We start from the raw sequence: 16,178 nt of genomic DNA, 5'->3' as shown, positions 1-16,178 counted from the left end.
CGTACTGAAACTGGACGGTTCCTTCGTCCGGGGCTTCCAGTACGACGAGACCGGCGAGCGCCCGAACCCGGCGGACGAGGTGGTCGTGGAGGCGACGCTCGTCCGGTGGTCCCGACCCCGGCTCGGGTGCGTTGTCGGTGCCGCCGGATAGCCTGACGTAGCAGGACGGACAAGGCGAGCGGCAGAAGGAGCGCGGTGCGCGTACTCGGTGTGGATCCAGGACTGACCCGATGCGGTGTCGGAGTCGTCGAGGGCGTCGCGGGACGCCCGTTGACGATGCGCGGCGTCGGTGTCGTCCGGACGCCCGCGGACGCGGAGCTGAGCCTTCGTCTGCTCGCGGTCGAGCAGGGCATAGAGGAGTGGCTGGACGAGTACCGGCCCGAATTCGTCGCCGTGGAGCGGGTGTTCAGCCAGCACAACGTGCGCACGGTGATGGGCACGGCCCAGGCCAGCGCCGTCGCGATGCTCTGCGCGGCCCGCCGTGGCATCCCCGTCGCCCTGCACACCCCCAGCGAGGTCAAGGCCGCCGTCACCGGCAGCGGCCGGGCCGACAAGGCGCAGGTCGGAGCCATGGTGACCCGTCTGCTGCGGCTCGACGCGCCGCCGAAGCCCGCCGACGCGGCCGACGCCCTCGCCCTCGCCATCTGCCACATCTGGCGCGCCCCCGCGCAGAACCGACTCCAGCAGGCCGTCGCCCTGCACACATCGAAAGGCCGTACGGCATGATCGCCTTCGTCAGCGGCACGGTCGCCGCACTCGCTCCCGACACCGCGGTGATCGAGGTGGGCGGGGTCGGCATGGCCGTCCAGTGCACCCCGAACACGCTGTCGACCCTGCGGATCGGGGAGCCCGCCAAGCTCGCCACCTCCCTGGTCGTCCGCGAGGACTCGCTGACGCTGTACGGCTTCGCCGACGACGACGAGCGCCAGGTGTTCGTGCTGCTCCAGACGGCCAGCGGGGTCGGCCCCCGGCTGGCCCAGGCGATGCTCGCCGTGCACACCCCGGACGCCCTGCGCCGAGCCGTGGCCTCGGGCGACGAGAAGGCGCTCGTCGCCGTCCCCGGTATCGGCAAGCGGGGCGCCCAGAAGCTCCTGCTGGAGCTGAAGGACCGGCTCGGCGCGCCGACCGGCGCCCCCGCCGTGGGCACCGCGGTCACCAGCGGCTGGCGCGAGCAGTTGCACGCGGCCCTGATCGGCCTCGGCTACGCGACCCGGGAGGCGGAGGAGGCCGTGTCCGCCGTGGCCCCGCAGGCCGAGGCCGCGGGCGCCACGCCCCAGGTGGGCCAGCTCCTCAAGGCGGCCCTGCAGACCCTGAACCGCGCCCGCTGACCCGTCGGCGACCGGGCCCCACCGCGCCACCGCGCCCCCACGAGACCCCGAGGCACACTCCATGAACTGGGACGACACGACCGACGCCACCGCCGGCGAGCGGCTGGTGGGCTCTGTCGCCGACCGCGAGGACCAGGCCGTCGAAGCCGCGCTGCGCCCCAAGGACCTGGGCGAGTTCATCGGCCAGGAGAAGGTCCGCGAGCAGCTCGACCTGGTGCTGCGCGCCGCCCGCGCGCGCGGCGCCACCGCCGACCACGTGCTGCTGTCCGGCGCGCCCGGCCTCGGCAAGACGACCCTTTCGATGATCATCGCCGCCGAGATGGGCGCCCCCATCCGCATCACCAGCGGCCCCGCCATCCAGCACGCGGGCGACCTGGCGGCGGTCCTCTCCTCGCTCCAGGAGGGCGAGGTCCTCTTCCTCGACGAGATCCACCGCATGTCGCGGCCCGCCGAGGAGATGCTGTACATGGCGATGGAGGACTTCCGCGTCGACGTCATCGTCGGCAAGGGCCCCGGCGCCACCGCGATCCCCCTCGAACTGCCGCCGTTCACCCTGGTCGGCGCCACCACCCGGGCCGGTCTGCTGCCGCCCCCGCTGCGCGACCGGTTCGGTTTCACCGCACACATGGAGTTCTACGAACCCGCCGAGCTGCAGCGCGTCATCCACCGCTCGGCGAGCCTGCTCGACGTCGAGATCGACCCCGCGGGAGCGGCCGAGATCGCCGGCCGCTCCCGTGGCACGCCCCGTATCGCCAACCGGCTGCTGCGCCGCGTGCGCGACTACGCGCAGGTCAAGGCGGACGGTTTCATCACCCCGGAGATCGCCTCGGCGGCCCTGGCGGTCTACGAGGTCGACTCGCGCGGCCTGGACCGCCTCGACCGCGCGGTTCTCCAGGCCCTGCTGAAGCTGTTCGGCGGCGGTCCGGTCGGTCTGTCGACGCTGGCGGTCGCGGTGGGCGAGGAGCGCGAGACCGTGGAGGAGGTCGCGGAACCCTTCCTCGTACGCGAGGGGCTGCTCGCCCGTACCCCTCGCGGGCGGGTGGCCACACCGGCGGCCTGGGCGCACCTCGGACTCACCCCGCCCCGTGCCTCGGCCGGGGGAAACGGACAAGGAGACCTGTTCGGGGCGTGACGGCGCGCGCATTGGCCGCGGCAGGAACCCTGGTGCGATGCTGAGCGTTGTTCCTTGCGCGCGGACTCGCTTAGACTCCGCCGATGCCGCCTCTCTCGGCGGTACACATACCCCCAACCATCAGGCCGCTCACCTTCGCGGTCGTGTGAAGGAAGTTCCGACCCGTGAGTCTCGTGACCCTCCTCCCGTTCATCGTGCTCATCGGGGCCATGTTCCTGATGACCCGGTCGGCCAAGAAGAAGCAGCAGCAGGCTGCGCAGATGCGCAACGAGATGCAGCCCGGCAGCGGCATCCGCACCATCGGGGGCATGTATGCGACGGTCAAGGAAGTCAACGAGGACACCGTTCTCGTCGACGCCGGTCCGGGTGTGGATCTGCTCTTCGCCAAGAACGCCATCGGTGCGGTCCTGACCGACGACGAGTACAACCGCATCGTCCACGGCGTCGAGCACGACCTGAAGTCCGACACCGAGGTCGTCCCGGACGACGCCTCCTCCCTCACCGAGGCCGACGAGCCCGCCGACGACGCTGCCGCCCTCCCCGGCGACAAGTCCGTCGACCTCGGCAAGAAGGACGAGCCCGCCGAGCCCGCCGAGACCGCCGAGACCAAGGCCGACGAGGCCGACAAGGCCGTCGAGGCGAAGACGGACGAAGAGCCGAAGAAGACCGACGGCGACACCGACGCGAAGTAAGACGTGTGCGGGGACACGCGGACCTGGTCCGCGCGCCCCGGACAAACGGATCTCGCAAGCGGTCCCCCACACCATGGCATGGCCGCTGCCGCGCTGACCCGGCGCGGAGCGGCCCGAGAGGGAGTACGAGAAGGTGGCAGCACCTAAAAAGGGCCGGAACGCGAGCGCCCAGAGCAAGCCGGGGCGCTCGCTGGCCCTGATCCTGATCGCCATCGCGGCGCTCACCGGGGGGATGTTCGCCTCCGGGCACACCACTCCGCGTCTGGGCATCGACCTGGCCGGCGGTACGAGCATCACGCTCGAGGCGGTCCCCGAGAAGGGCCAGGAGTCCGCGGTCAACAAGACCAACATGGACACCGCGGTCGACATCATGAACCGCCGTGTCAACGGTCTGGGTGTCTCGGAGGCCGAGGTCCAGACGCAGGGCACGCGGAACATCATCGTCAACATCCCCAAGGGCACGAACTCGGAAGAGGCCCGCAAGGCGGTCGGCACCACCGCGAAGCTGTACTTCCGTCCGGTTCTCGCGACCGAGATCTCCGGTGCCGCCGCGACGGCCAGCCCGTCGCCGAGCGCCTCCAGCAGCGCCTCGGACAAGGCGACCGACAAGGCGACCTCGTCGGCGTCCCCCTCCGCCTCCGCGACCCCGTCGGCGACGGCCACCTCCCAGGGCCGCGCGGTCACCGACGCCCTGAAGGACGACGCCACGCCGTCGGCGAGCAGCTCGGCCTCCAGCGACGCGAAGGCCTCCGCCTCCCCGTCCGCCAGCGCCTCCGCCGACGCCGCGACCAGCAAGCTGGAAGCGGAGTACGCGGCCCTGAACTGCGCGAAGCCCACGGACCGTGCGAAGGCCGGCAAGAACGTCAAGTCCACGGACTCCACCGTCGCCTGCGGTCAGAACTCGCAGGGCCAGTGGCAGAAGTACATCCTCGGCCCCGCCCAGGTCGACGGCACGGATGTGAAGAAGGCCCAGGCCATCTACAACACCCAGACCGCCGCGGGCTGGACCGTGACCATGGACTTCACGTCCAAGGGCGCCAAGAAGTTCGCCGACGTCACCGGCCAGCTGGCACAGCAGCAGTCCCCGCAGAACCAGTTCGCCATCGTCCTGGACGGTGAGGTCGTCTCCGACCCGTACGTCAAGCAGGCGCTGACCGGCGGCAACGCGGAGATCTCCGGCAACTTCTCGCAGGAGGAGGCCAAGAGCCTCGCCAACGTGCTGTCGTACGGTGCGCTGCCGCTGAACTTCAAGGAGGCGAGCGTCACCACGGTGACCGCCGCCCTCGGTGGCGACCAGCTGCACGCCGGTCTGATCGCGGGTGCCATCGGCCTCGCGCTCGTCGTGATCTACCTGGTGCTCTACTACCGGGGTCTGTCGCTCATCGCGATCGCCTCGCTGATGGTCTCCGCGATCCTCACGTACGTGATCATGGCGCTGCTCGGCCCGACCATCCACTTCGCGCTGAACCTGCCGGCGGTCTGTGGTGCGATCGTCGCGATCGGTATCACCGCGGACTCGTTCATCGTGTTCTTCGAACGCATCAGGGACGAGATCCGCGAGGGCCGCAGCCTGCGTCCCGCCGTCGAGCGGGCCTGGCCGCGCGCCCGGCGCACCATCCTGGTCTCCGACTTCGTGTCGTTCCTCGCCGCCGCGGTGCTCTTCATCGTCACCGTCGGCAAGGTCCAGGGCTTCGCGTTCACGCTGGGTCTGACCACCCTGCTGGACGTGGTCGTGGTCTTCCTGTTCACCAAGCCGCTGATGACGATCTTGGCCCGCAGGAAGTTCTTCGCCGAGGGCCACAGCTGGTCCGGCCTCGACCCGAAGCGACTGGGTGCCAAGCCGCCGCTGCGCAGCACCCGCCGTCCCTCCGCCCCCGCCGAGACGAAGGAGGCGTGAGATGTCGAAACTCGGCAACCTCGGCGCCCGACTGCACCGTGGCGAGATCGGTTACGACTTCGTCGGCAACCGCAAGATCTGGTACGGCATCTCGATCCTGATCACCATCACGGCCATCCTCGGCCTGACGGTGCGCGGCCTGAACATGGGCATCGAGTTCAGGGGCGGTGCCGTCTTCACCACCCCGTCGACCAGTGTCTCGGTCTCGCAGGCGGAGCAGTACGCGGAAGCGGCGTCCGGTCACCAGGCGGTGGTGCAGAAGCTCGGCAAGGGCGAGCTGCGCATCCAGATCTCCGATGTGGACACCGGCAAGTCCGACGCGATCAAGACCTCTCTGTCCAAGGACCTGAACATCCCCTCGGAGCAGATCGCCGCGGACCTGGTCGGCCCCAGCTGGGGTGACCAGATCGCCAGCAAGGCCTGGCAGGGCCTGGCGATCTTCATGATCCTGGTGGTGATCTACCTCGCGATCGCGTTCGAGTGGCGTATGGCCATCGCCGCGCTGGTCGCGCTGATCCACGACATCACGATCACGGTCGGCATCTACGCGCTGGTCGGCTTCGAGGTGACGCCCGGTACGGTCATCGGTCTGCTGACGATCCTCGGTTACTCGCTCTACGACACGGTCGTCGTCTTCGACAGCCTCAAGGAGCAGACCAAGGACCTCACCAAGCAGACCCGCTGGACCTACAGCGACGTCGCCAACCAGTCGATCAACAGCACCCTGGTGCGTTCCATCAACACCACGGTGGTCGCGCTGCTGCCGGTCGCGGGCCTGCTGTTCATCGGCGGCGGTGTGCTCGGCGCGGGCACGCTCAACGACATCTCGCTGTCGCTGTTCGTCGGCCTCGCGGCTGGCGCGTACTCCTCGATCTTCATCGCCACGCCGCTCGTCGCCGACCTCAAGGAGCGCGAGCCGCAGATGAAGGCCCTCAAGAAGCGGGTCATGGCCAAGCGCGCCCAGGCCGCCGCCGAGGAGGAGTACGCCGAGGCACGGTCCGCGCACTCCGCCGACGGCGACGAGCCGCAGGACGGGGCCGCCGCGGTCGTCGGCCCGCGCACCCGGGGCCGGGGCCGACCGTCGGGCAGGCGTCGATGACCGAGCTCACCGACATCACGACCCTGCTGCTCAGCAGGATCCGTGACGTGGAGGACTACCCGGAGCAGGGCGTGATGTTCAAGGACATCACGCCGCTCCTGGCGGACCCCGTGGCCTTCACCGCGCTCACCGAGACCCTCGCGGAGATCGCCCGGCGCACCGGCGCCACGAAGATCGTCGGGCTGGAGGCCCGGGGATTCATCCTCGGCGCCCCCGTCGCCGTCAGCGCGGGCATCGGCTTCATCCCCGTACGCAAGGCGGGCAAGCTCCCCGGAGCGACCCTCAGCCAGAGCTACGACCTGGAGTACGGCTCCGCCGAGATCGAGGTGCACGCCGAGGACCTGAGCGCGCAGGACCGCGTGCTCATCGTCGACGACGTGCTCGCCACCGGTGGCACCGCAGAGGCCGCGATCCAGCTCGTCCACCGGGCCGGAGCCGAGGTCGCGGGCGCCGCCGTCCTGATGGAGCTCGGCTTCCTCGCGGGCCGCCCCCGCCTGGAGGCGGCCCTGGGCGGAGCGCCGCTGGAGGCTCTGATCACCGTCTGATCACCGTCCGGTCGACGGTGAACGGCATCGAGGCGGGCCCGGAGGAATCCGGTGCCCGCCTCTTGCGTTTCACGGGTACTCGGCCCTCACGACGGCCTGAAGGCGATCCCGCGGCCGAGGATCGCTACGATGGGTGTTCCGGAGCCTGACCGGGGGACCCGGATCGCGCACGAGGAGTCCTCTTGGCAGACGAGGCCCAGCACCTGACCGCCGCCAAGCCCGAGCCCGCCCCGGGCACCACGGCGACGCCCCCGCCGCACGCGAAGAACGACGCCCGGCGGGCGGTCGAGCACGACCGTCCCGCGCCCGCCGAGAGGCCTGCCGAGCAGGCACGGCCCAAACCGGCCGCGTCCGAGCGCCCCGGGACCGCGTCCGCCGTGCGCCCGACGTCCGGGCAGTCCTCCCGCTCCGGCTCCTCCAACCGCGTCCGGGCCCGCCTCGCCCGTCTCGGCGTCCAGCGCGCCAACCCCTACAACCCGGTGCTGGAGCCGCTGCTGCGGATAGTGCGCAGCAACGACCCCAAGATCGAGACCGCGACGCTGCGCCAGATCGAGAAGGCCTACCAGGTCGCCGAGCGCTGGCACCGCGGCCAGAAGCGCAAGAGCGGCGACCCGTACATCACCCATCCGCTGGCCGTCACCACGATCCTGGCCGAGCTGGGCATGGATCCGGCCACACTGATGGCCGGGCTGCTGCACGACACGGTCGAGGACACCGAGTACGGCCTCGACCAGCTGCGCCGCGACTTCGGCGACACCGTCGCCCTGCTCGTCGACGGCGTGACCAAGCTGGACAAGGTCAAGTTCGGCGAGGCCGCGCAGGCGGAGACCGTGCGCAAGATGGTCGTCGCGATGGCCAAGGACCCCCGGGTCCTCGTCATCAAGCTCGCCGACCGCCTGCACAACATGCGCACCATGCGCTACCTCAAGCGCGAGAAGCAGGAGAAGAAGGCGCGCGAGACCCTGGAGATCTACGCGCCGCTCGCCCATCGCCTGGGCATGAACACCATCAAGTGGGAGCTGGAGGACCTCGCCTTCGCGATTCTCTACCCCAAGATGTACGACGAAATCGTACGGCTGGTGGCCGAAAGGGCACCGAAGCGTGACGAGTATCTGGCCATAGTGACCGACGAGGTCCAGTCGGATCTGCGCGCCGCCCGCATCAAGGCGACCGTCACCGGCCGGCCCAAGCACTACTACAGCGTCTACCAGAAGATGATCGTCCGCGGCCGTGACTTCGCGGAGATCTACGACCTGGTGGGCATCCGCGTCCTGGTGGACACCGTCCGCGACTGCTACGCGGCGCTCGGCACGGTGCACGCGCGATGGAACCCGGTCCCCGGCCGGTTCAAGGACTACATCGCGATGCCCAAGTTCAACATGTACCAGTCGCTGCACACGACGGTCATCGGCCCCAACGGCAAGCCGGTCGAACTCCAGATCCGCACCTTCGACATGCACCGCCGCGCCGAGTACGGCATCGCCGCGCACTGGAAGTACAAGCAGGAGGCCGTCGCCGGAGCCTCCAAGGTGCGCTCGGACGCGCCCAGGAGCACCGGCAAGGACGACCACCTCAACGACATGGCGTGGCTGCGCCAGCTCCTCGACTGGCAGAAGGAGACCGAGGACCCCGGCGAGTTCCTGGAGTCCCTGCGCTTCGACCTCTCGCGCAACGAGGTCTTCGTCTTCACGCCGAAGGGCGACGTGATAGCGCTGCCGGCCGGCGCCACGCCCGTGGACTTCTCGTACGCGGTGCACACCGAGGTGGGCCACCGCACCATAGGAGCCCGCGTCAACGGACGCCTCGTACCGCTGGAATCGACCCTGGACAACGGCGACCTGGTGGAGGTCTTCACCTCCAAGGCGGCCGGCGCCGGACCGTCCCGGGACTGGCTGAACTTCGTCAAGTCGCCGCGCGCCCGCAACAAGATCCGGGCCTGGTTCTCCAAGGAGCGCCGCGACGAGGCGATCGAGCAGGGCAAGGACGCCATCGCCCGCGCGATGCGCAAGCAGAACCTGCCCATCCAGCGGATCCTGACCGGCGACTCGCTCGTCACGCTCGCCCACGAGATGCGCTACCCCGACATCTCGTCGCTGTACGCGGCGATCGGCGAGGGGCATGTCGCCGCGCAGAACGTCGTACAGAAGCTCGTCCAGGCCCTCGGCGGGGAGGAGGCCGCCACCGAGGAGATCGACGAGAGCGTCCCGCCCGCGCGCGGCCGCGGCCGCAAGCGCCGCTCCAACGCCGACCCGGGCGTGGTGGTCAAGGGCGTCGACGACGTGTGGGTCAAGCTGGCCCGCTGCTGCACACCGGTGCCCGGCGACCCGATCATCGGCTTCGTCACCCGGGGCAGCGGCGTCTCGGTCCACCGCAGCGACTGCGTCAACGTGGAGTCGCTGTCCCGTGAACCCGAGCGCATCCTGGACGTCGAGTGGGCGCCCACCCAGTCCTCGGTCTTCCTGGTCGCCATCCAGGTCGAGGCGCTGGACCGCTCGCGGCTGCTGTCGGACGTCACCCGGGTGCTGTCCGACCAGCACGTCAACATCCTCTCCGCGGCCGTGCAGACCTCCCGCGACCGCGTCGCCACCTCCCGCTTCACCTTCGAGATGGGCGACCCCAAGCACCTGGGGCACGTCCTGAAGGCCGTCAGGGGCGTGGAGGGCGTCTACGACGTGTACCGGGTGACCTCGGCCCGCCGGCCGTAGAACCGGCCGCAGAACGCACCGCGGACGCACCGGAGGCCCCCGTACGCAAGGTACGGGGGCCTCCGGTCACCACGGGGCGGGCCGGGTCAGCCGCCGAACTCGTGCAGACCCTTCAGCGCCTGGTCCAGGAGCGCCTGACGGCCCTCCAGCTCCCGCCCGAGCTTCTCCGCCTTGGCGGTGTTGCCCTGGGCGCGCGCCTGCTCGATCTGGTCGCGCAGCTTGTCGACGGCCGCCTGGAGCTGACCGGTCAGACCCGCGGCACGCGCACGTGCCTCCGGGTTGGTCCGGCGCCACTCGTTCTCCTCGGCCTCCTGGATGGCCCGCTCGACGGCGTGCATCCGGCCCTCGACCTTCGGCCGCGCGTCCCGCGGGACGTGACCGATGGCCTCCCAGCGCTCGTTGACCGAGCGGAAGGCCGCCCGTGCCGCCTTCAGGTCGCCGACCGGCAGGAGCTTCTCGGCCTCCTCGGCCAGCTCCTCCTTCAGCTTCAGGTTCTCCGTCTGCTCGGCGTCCCGCTCGGCGAACACCGAGCTGCGGGCGGCGAAGAAGACGTCCTGGGCACCGCGGAAGCGGTTCCACAGGTCGTCCTCGTGCTCGCGCTGGGCCCGGCCCGCGGCCTTCCACTCCGCCATCAGCTCGCGGTAGCGGGCCGCCGTCGGACCCCAGTCGGCCGAGCCGGACAGCGCCTCGGCCTCGGCGACCAGCCGCTCCTTGACCCGGCGGGCGTCCTCGCGCTGCGCGTCGAGCTGCGCGAAGTGCGCCTTGCGCCGCTTGGAGAACGCCGACCGCGCGTGCGAGAAGCGGTGCCACAGCTCGTCGTCCGACTTGCGGTCGAGCCGCGGCAGCCCCTTCCAGGTGTCCACCAGGGACCGCAGCCGCTCACCGGCGGCCCGCCACTGGTCGGACTGCGCCAGCTCCTCCGCCTCGGTGACCAGGGCCTCCTTGGCGTGCCGTGCGTCGTCGGACTGCTTGGCGCGCTGCTGCTTGCGCTCCTCGCGCCGCGCCTCGACCGTCGCCACCAGCTTGTCCAGGCGGCCCCGCAGCGCCTCCAGATCACCCACCGCATGGTGGGCCTCGACCTGCTCGCGCAGATGGTCGATGGCCGTCTGCGCGTCCTTGGCGGACAGATCGGTGGTCTGGACTCGCTTCTCGAGGAGGCCGATCTCCACAACCAGGCCCTCGTACTTGCGCTCGAAGTAGGCCAGCGCCTCGTCAGGAGAGCCTGCCTGCCAGGAACCGACGACCTGCTCGCCGTCGGCCGTACGCACGTACACGGTCCCCGTCTCGTCGACGCGGCCCCACGGGTCGCTGCTCACAGCGCCTCCTCCACATGATGCCTGCGGGGGCCTCGGCGCCCGGGCATCGTCCACAGTTTCGTCACGGCCAACATAGGCGACCGGCGGGTTGCCTGTCCGCATCCAGCGCGGCCGAAATTTCGGAGCTGGCCGTGCTGGTCATCAGGATTTCGCGACGGTCGCCTTGTCGATGACGACGGTCGCGTTCGGGGCTCCGTCACCGGCCCCCGTGTTCTCGCCCGCGGCGGCGATCTTCTTCAGGACTGTCAGGCCCGAATCGGACACCGTACCGAACGGCGTGTAGTTGGGCGGCAGCTGGCTGTCCTGGTAGACGAGGAAGAACTGGCTGCCGCCGGTGTGCCGCCCTTGACCCGAGCTGGCGTCGTACTGGTTCGCCATCGCGACCGTGCCCGCCGGGTAGACGTTGTTCTTCAGGCTCGCGTCCTTCAGGTTCTCGTCCGGGATCGTGTAGCCGGGACCGCCGGTGCCGGTGCCCTGGGGGTCACCGCACTGAAGCACGTAGATGCCGTTGGTGGTGAGCCGGTGGCACTTGGTGTGGTCGAAGTAGCCCTTGCCCGCGAGGAAGTCGAACGAGTTCACCGTGTGCGGGGCCGCCGACGCCTTCAGCGCGATGTCGATGTCGCCGCACGTCGTGGCCAGCTTCATCGTGTACTTCGCCGACTTGTCGATCGTGACCGCCGGCTCCTTCTTCCAGGTCTCCGTCTTGACCGTGCCCGCGGCGGCCTTCTCGCACGGGTCCTTCGGCGTGCTCGCGCTCGGGGACGCCGTGGCGCTCGCGTTGACCTTGTCGTCGTCGCCCTTGAGGACCCCGGTCGTGTACAGCGCGAGGCTGCCGACCAGGATCACGCCGAGGACCGACGCGATCACCGAGTTGCGAACGCGCGACTTGCGCCGGGCGGATGTACGTCGCTGCTGCTGCCGCAAGAACTTCTCCCGGGCGAGCTGCCGCCGCCGCTGTTCCTGGGTGACCACGGGGTTTTCTCCTCATGCGTCTCGAGCGCCCACGGGGACGCGCGCGTCTGGTGTACCGATCGCCTGCGTGTGCCCCGTACCGTATATGGGTTCGCTGAGGATTCGGCAGCGCCGGTAGGCTTCTGACCACTGCCGTAGTCGCCCGTATCGACACAACGAAGGACGATCGTGCTCATTGCCGGGTTCCCAGCCGGGGCTTGGGGGACGAACTGTTATCTCGTCGCCCCCGCCGCCGGCGAGGAGTGCGTGATCATCGACCCGGGCCACCAGGCCGCCGCAGGAGTCGAGGAGACGCTCAGGAAGCATCGGCTCAAGCCCGTCGCCGTCGTCCTCACCCACGGCCACATCGACCATGTGGCCTCGGTGGTCCCGGTGTGCGGCGCGCACGACGTGCCCGCCTGGATCCACCCCGACGACCGGTACATGATGAGCGACCCCGAGAAGGCGCTCGGCCGTTCCATCGGGATGCCGCTGATGGGCGAGCTGACCATCGGCGAACCGGACGACGTCAAGGAACTGACCGACGGCGCGAAGCTGGAGCTGGCGGGCCTGGAGCTGTCCGTCGCGCACGCGCCCGGCCATACCAAGGGGTCGGTGACCTTCCGGATGCCCGAGACCACCGACATCCCGTCGGTCTTCTTCTCCGGGGATCTGCTGTTCGCCGGCTCCGTCGGACGCACCGACCTGCCCGGCGGCGACATGGCCGAGATGCTCGACTCGCTGGCCCGCGTGTGCCTGCCGCTCGACGACTCGACCGTGGTGCTGTCCGGCCACGGCCCCCAGACGACCATCGGCCAGGAGCGCGCCGCCAACCCGTATCTGCGGCAGGTGGCGGCCGGCCTCGGGAGCGGCCTGGACGCTCCCCGACGAGGAATGTGACGAGAGACTTTTCCGTGAGTACCTTCCAAGCCCCCAAGGGCACCTACGACCTGATCCCGCCGGACTCCGCCGTCTACCTGGCGGTCCGCGAGGCGATCGCCGCGCCCCTGCGCAGCTCCGGCTACGGCTACGTCGAGACACCCGGCTTCGAGAACGTGGAGCTGTTCGCGCGCGGTGTCGGCGAGTCCACCGACATCGTGACGAAGGAGATGTACGCCTTTGAGACCAAGGGCGGCGACCGGCTCGCCCTGCGCCCCGAGGGCACCGCGTCCGTGCTCCGCGCCGCGCTGGAGGCCAACCTCCACAAGACGGGCAACCTGCCGGTCAAGCTCTGGTACTCCGGCTCGTACTACCGCTACGAGCGCCCCCAGAAGGGCCGCTACCGGCACTTCTCCCAGGTCGGCGCCGAGGCGATCGGCGCCGAGGACCCGGCGCTGGACGCCGAGCTGATCATCCTGGCCGACCAGGCGTACCGCTCCCTGGGCCTGCGCGACTTCCGGATCCTGCTCAACAGCCTGGGCGACAAGGAGTGCCGCCCGGTGTACCGGGAGGCGCTCCAGACCTTCCTGCGGGGCCTGGACCTGGACGAGGACACCCTGCGCCGCGCGGACATCAACCCGCTGCGCGTCCTGGACGACAAGCGCCCCGACGTCCAGAAGCAGCTGACCGAGGCGCCGCTGCTGCGCGACTACCTCTGCGACGCCTGCAAGGCGTACCACGAGGAGGTCCGCGAACTGGTCACGGCGGCGGGCGTGGTCTTCGAGGACGACCCGAAGCTGGTGCGCGGCCTGGACTACTACACCCGCACCACCTTCGAGTTCGTCCACGACGGTCTGGGCGCCCAGTCCGCGGTCGGCGGCGGCGGCCGCTACGACGGCCTGTCCGAGATGATCGGCGGCCCCGCGCTGCCGTCGGTCGGCTGGGCGCTGGGTGTCGACCGCACGGTCCTGGCCCTGGAGGCGGAGGGCATCGAGCTCGAACTCCCCGCGGCCACCAGTGTGTTCGCCGTCCCGCTCGGCGAGGAGGCCCGCCGCGTCCTGTTCGCGAAGGTCACCGAACTGCGCAAGAACGGTGTCGCCGCCGACTTCGCCTACGGCGGCAAGGGCCTGAAGGCGGCGATGAAGGCCGCCAACCGCTCCGGCGCCCGTTACGCCCTGGTCCTCGGCGAGCGCGACCTCGCCGAGGGCGTCGTCCAGCTCAAGGACATGGAGTCCGGCGAGCAGACCGCGGTCGGCGTGAACGAGATCGTGGCGGAACTGGAGTCGCGGCTCGGTTAGCAGGTCCCGTCAGTCCTACGGGATTTCCCGTCAGTCGTACGAGTGGAAGGGCGCCGGTGCCGAAGGGGCACCGGCGCCCTTCCCGTCCCCTGCGGCGACTGGCCGGAACGGGATGTCCGGGCCTGCCGTACGCACTTCCTTTATCCGTACCGAACGGTGCGCACGGGCACCCGTACGGCACAATGGCCCCAGCCCGCAAGCAGGTCCACCTCTCAAGTGACGGAATCGGCGTGATGAGCAAGACGACAGTCAAGGACGTCTCCACCGACCCCGAACCCGGACGCGCCGCCCCCGCGCCGCGCACGGTGGGCGGTAGCCGCGCGTTCGCGATCCTGCTGCTGATCACCGGCGCCGCCGGACTGCTCGCCGCGTGGGTCATCACGATCGACAAGTTCAAGTTGCTCGAGGCCAAGGTCGCCGGCACCACGTTCACGCCCGGCTGCAGCCTCAACCCGGTCGTCTCCTGCGGCAGCGTGATGGAGAGCAAGCAGGCCGCCGCCTTCGGATTCCCCAACCCGATGCTCGGCCTGGTCTGCTACGGCATCGTGATCTGCGTCGGCATGAGCCTGCTGGCCCGCGCCCGCTTCCCGCGCTGGTACTGGCTCACCTTCAACTTCGGCACCCTCTTCGGGGTGGCCTTCTGCACCTGGCTCCAGTTCCAGTCCCTGTACCGGATCAACGCGCTGTGCCTGTGGTGCTCCCTGGCCTGGGTCGCCACCATCACCATGTTCTGGTACGTCACGTCGTTCAACGTACGCAACGACTTCCTGCCCGCCCCCCGCTGGCTGAAGGGCTTCTTCGGCGAGTTCACCTGGGTCCTGCCGGTCCTGCACGTCGGCGTCATCGGCATGCTGATCCTGACCCGCTGGTGGGAGTTCTGGACCAGCTGACCGGTCCGTCGGGATTGTCGGTGCGGTGATTTAGGGTTTCCAGGGTGGAACCCGATCTGTTCACCGCAGCTGCTGAAGACCGCCAGGAGAAGGACCCCGCGGGGAGTCCCCTGGCGGTCCGTATGCGTCCGCGCACCCTCGACGAGGTGGTGGGCCAGCAGCATCTGCTGAAGTCGGGCTCGCCCCTGCGACGGCTGGTCGGCGCGGGCACGGGCGGCCCGGCGGGACCCTCCTCGGTGATCCTCTGGGGTCCGCCCGGCACCGGCAAGACGACCCTGGCGTACGTGGTCTCCAAGGCCACCGACAAGCGGTTCGTGGAACTGTCCGCGATCACCGCGGGCGTCAAGGAGGTCCGCGCGGTCATCGACGGAGCCCGCCGGGCCAGCGGTGGCTACGGCAAGGAGACCGTCCTCTTCCTCGACGAGATCCACCGTTTCAGCAAGGCCCAGCAGGACTCCCTGCTCCCCGCGGTCGAGAACCGCTGGGTGACCCTGATCGCCGCGACCACCGAGAACCCGTACTTCTCCGTGATCTCGCCGCTGCTCTCCCGCTCCCTGCTGCTCACCCTCGAACCGCTCACCGACGACGACCTGCGCGGTCTGCTGCGCCGGGCCGTGGGCGACGAGCGCGGACTCAAGGACACCGTCACCCTCCCCGAGGACACCGAGGACCACCTGCTGCGCATCGCGGGCGGGGACGCCCGCCGCGCCCTGACCGCGCTGGAGGCCGCGGCCGGCGCCGCCCTCGACAAGGGGGAGCCGCGGATCTCGCTGACCACCCTCGAGGAGACCGTCGACCGCGCGGCCGTGAAGTACGACCGCGACGGCGACCAGCACTACGACGTCGCCAGCGCCCTGATCAAGTCCATCCGCGGCTCCGACGTCGACGCGGCCCTGCACTACCTGGCCCGCATGATCGAGGCCGGCGAGGACCCCCGGTTCATCGCCCGCCGCCTGATGATCTCCGCCAGCGAGGACATCGGCCTGGCCGACCCGAACGCCCTGTCCATAGCGGTCGCCGCCGCCCAGGCCGTCGCCATGATCGGCTTCCCCGAGGCCGCCCTCACCCTCAGCCACGCCACCATCGCGCTCGCCCTGGCCCCCAAGTCCAACGCCGCGACCACGGCGATCGGCGCCGCCCTGGACGACGTACGCAAGGGACTGGCCGGACCGGTGCCGCCGCATCTGCGCGACGGGCACTACAAGGGCGCGGCCAAGCTGGGGCACGCCCAGGGCTATGTGTATCCGCACGACGTGCCCGAGGGCATCGCGGCCCAGCAGTACGCGCCGGACGCCCTCAGGGACCGCGAGTACTACACCCCCACCCGGCACGGCGGCGAGGCACGCTACGCGGACGCGGTCGACTGGACCAGGAAGCACCTCGGTCGCAGGATGCCCTGAGCACCCTGTAGAATCCACCGGAGTGCTGAGTCCCGTGTCCGGCCCG

The 16,178-nt window shown here is 70.2% G+C and carries 14 protein-coding genes; 12 read left to right on the top strand and 2 right to left on the bottom strand.

The annotated features are described in order from the left end of the window. Positions 1–195 precede the first annotated feature (195 nt). From ruvC to ACWC24_RS39380, 8 genes are all read left to right on the top strand, one after another. Positions 196–726: a crossover junction endodeoxyribonuclease RuvC gene (gene ruvC, locus ACWC24_RS39415; RefSeq protein WP_162468629.1), complete on the top strand. Its 531-nt coding sequence runs from the start codon at positions 196–198 to the stop codon at positions 724–726. Continuing rightward, complete coding sequence (gene ruvA, locus ACWC24_RS39410; RefSeq protein ID WP_450667725.1) at positions 723–1,328, top strand: Holliday junction branch migration protein RuvA; 606 nt, start codon at positions 723–725, stop codon at positions 1,326–1,328. Before ruvC ends, ruvA begins: the two co-directional genes overlap by 4 nt. Before the next feature lie 61 nt (positions 1,329–1,389). Then, on the top strand, positions 1,390–2,460 hold the full coding sequence (gene ruvB / locus ACWC24_RS39405; protein WP_450667724.1) for a Holliday junction branch migration DNA helicase RuvB: 1,071 nt from the start codon (positions 1,390–1,392) through the stop codon (positions 2,458–2,460). A 164-nt stretch (positions 2,461–2,624) separates the two neighbouring features. Then, positions 2,625–3,152: a preprotein translocase subunit YajC gene (gene yajC, locus ACWC24_RS39400; protein ID WP_450667723.1), complete on the top strand. Its 528-nt coding sequence runs from the start codon at positions 2,625–2,627 to the stop codon at positions 3,150–3,152. Between the two features lie 133 nt (positions 3,153–3,285). Beyond that, complete coding sequence (gene secD / locus ACWC24_RS39395) at positions 3,286–5,049, top strand: protein translocase subunit SecD (protein WP_450667722.1); 1,764 nt, start codon at positions 3,286–3,288, stop codon at positions 5,047–5,049. 1 nt (position 5,050) lies between these two features. Continuing rightward, positions 5,051–6,148 carry a protein translocase subunit SecF gene (gene secF, locus ACWC24_RS39390; protein ID WP_450667721.1) on the top strand — a complete coding sequence of 366 codons (1,098 nt, stop codon included), beginning with the start codon at positions 5,051–5,053 and terminating at the stop codon, positions 6,146–6,148. Next, positions 6,145–6,693, top strand: a complete 549-nt coding sequence (locus tag ACWC24_RS39385; protein ID WP_450667720.1) for an adenine phosphoribosyltransferase — start codon at positions 6,145–6,147, stop codon at positions 6,691–6,693. The genes secF and ACWC24_RS39385 overlap by 4 nt, the downstream gene beginning before the upstream one ends. A 182-nt stretch (positions 6,694–6,875) precedes the next feature. Next, the gene (locus ACWC24_RS39380) at positions 6,876–9,398 is read left to right on the top strand and encodes a RelA/SpoT family protein (protein ID WP_450667719.1); all 2,523 of its coding nucleotides are present in this window, start codon (positions 6,876–6,878) and stop codon (positions 9,396–9,398) included. 86 nt (positions 9,399–9,484) lie between these two features. Here the strand turns inward: ACWC24_RS39380 and ACWC24_RS39375 are convergent, their stop codons facing one another. Together ACWC24_RS39375 and ACWC24_RS39370 are read right to left on the bottom strand one after the other, a co-directional pair. Then, positions 9,485–10,714 (bottom strand): DUF349 domain-containing protein, encoded by a 1,230-nt coding sequence (locus ACWC24_RS39375; protein WP_450667718.1) that lies wholly within the window; start codon positions 10,712–10,714, stop codon positions 9,485–9,487. Between the two features lie 141 nt (positions 10,715–10,855). Then, positions 10,856–11,686, bottom strand: a complete 831-nt coding sequence (locus ACWC24_RS39370) for a peptidylprolyl isomerase (RefSeq protein WP_450667717.1) — start codon at positions 11,684–11,686, stop codon at positions 10,856–10,858. Positions 11,687–11,854: 168 nt separating this feature from the next. Between ACWC24_RS39370 and ACWC24_RS39365 the strand changes: the two genes are divergently transcribed. The 4 genes from ACWC24_RS39365 (at position 11,855) to ACWC24_RS39350 (ending at position 16,132) form a co-directional block, all read left to right on the top strand. Further along, entirely contained in the window at positions 11,855–12,565 is a 711-nt protein-coding gene (locus tag ACWC24_RS39365) for an MBL fold metallo-hydrolase (protein WP_450667716.1), read from the top strand. Between the two features lie 14 nt (positions 12,566–12,579). Then, positions 12,580–13,842 carry a histidine--tRNA ligase gene (gene hisS / locus ACWC24_RS39360; RefSeq protein ID WP_162468636.1) on the top strand — a complete coding sequence of 421 codons (1,263 nt, stop codon included), beginning with the start codon at positions 12,580–12,582 and terminating at the stop codon, positions 13,840–13,842. A 233-nt stretch (positions 13,843–14,075) separates the two neighbouring features. Then, complete coding sequence (locus ACWC24_RS39355; RefSeq protein WP_450667715.1) at positions 14,076–14,732, top strand: vitamin K epoxide reductase family protein; 657 nt, start codon at positions 14,076–14,078, stop codon at positions 14,730–14,732. Positions 14,733–14,776: 44 nt separating this feature from the next. Next, complete coding sequence (locus ACWC24_RS39350; RefSeq protein ID WP_450667714.1) at positions 14,777–16,132, top strand: replication-associated recombination protein A; 1,356 nt, start codon at positions 14,777–14,779, stop codon at positions 16,130–16,132. Positions 16,133–16,178 lie beyond the last annotated feature (46 nt).

The sequence above is a fragment of the Streptomyces sp. NPDC001443 genome (assembly GCF_053597355.1).
This window is presented reverse-complemented; position numbering and strand designations above follow the sequence as displayed.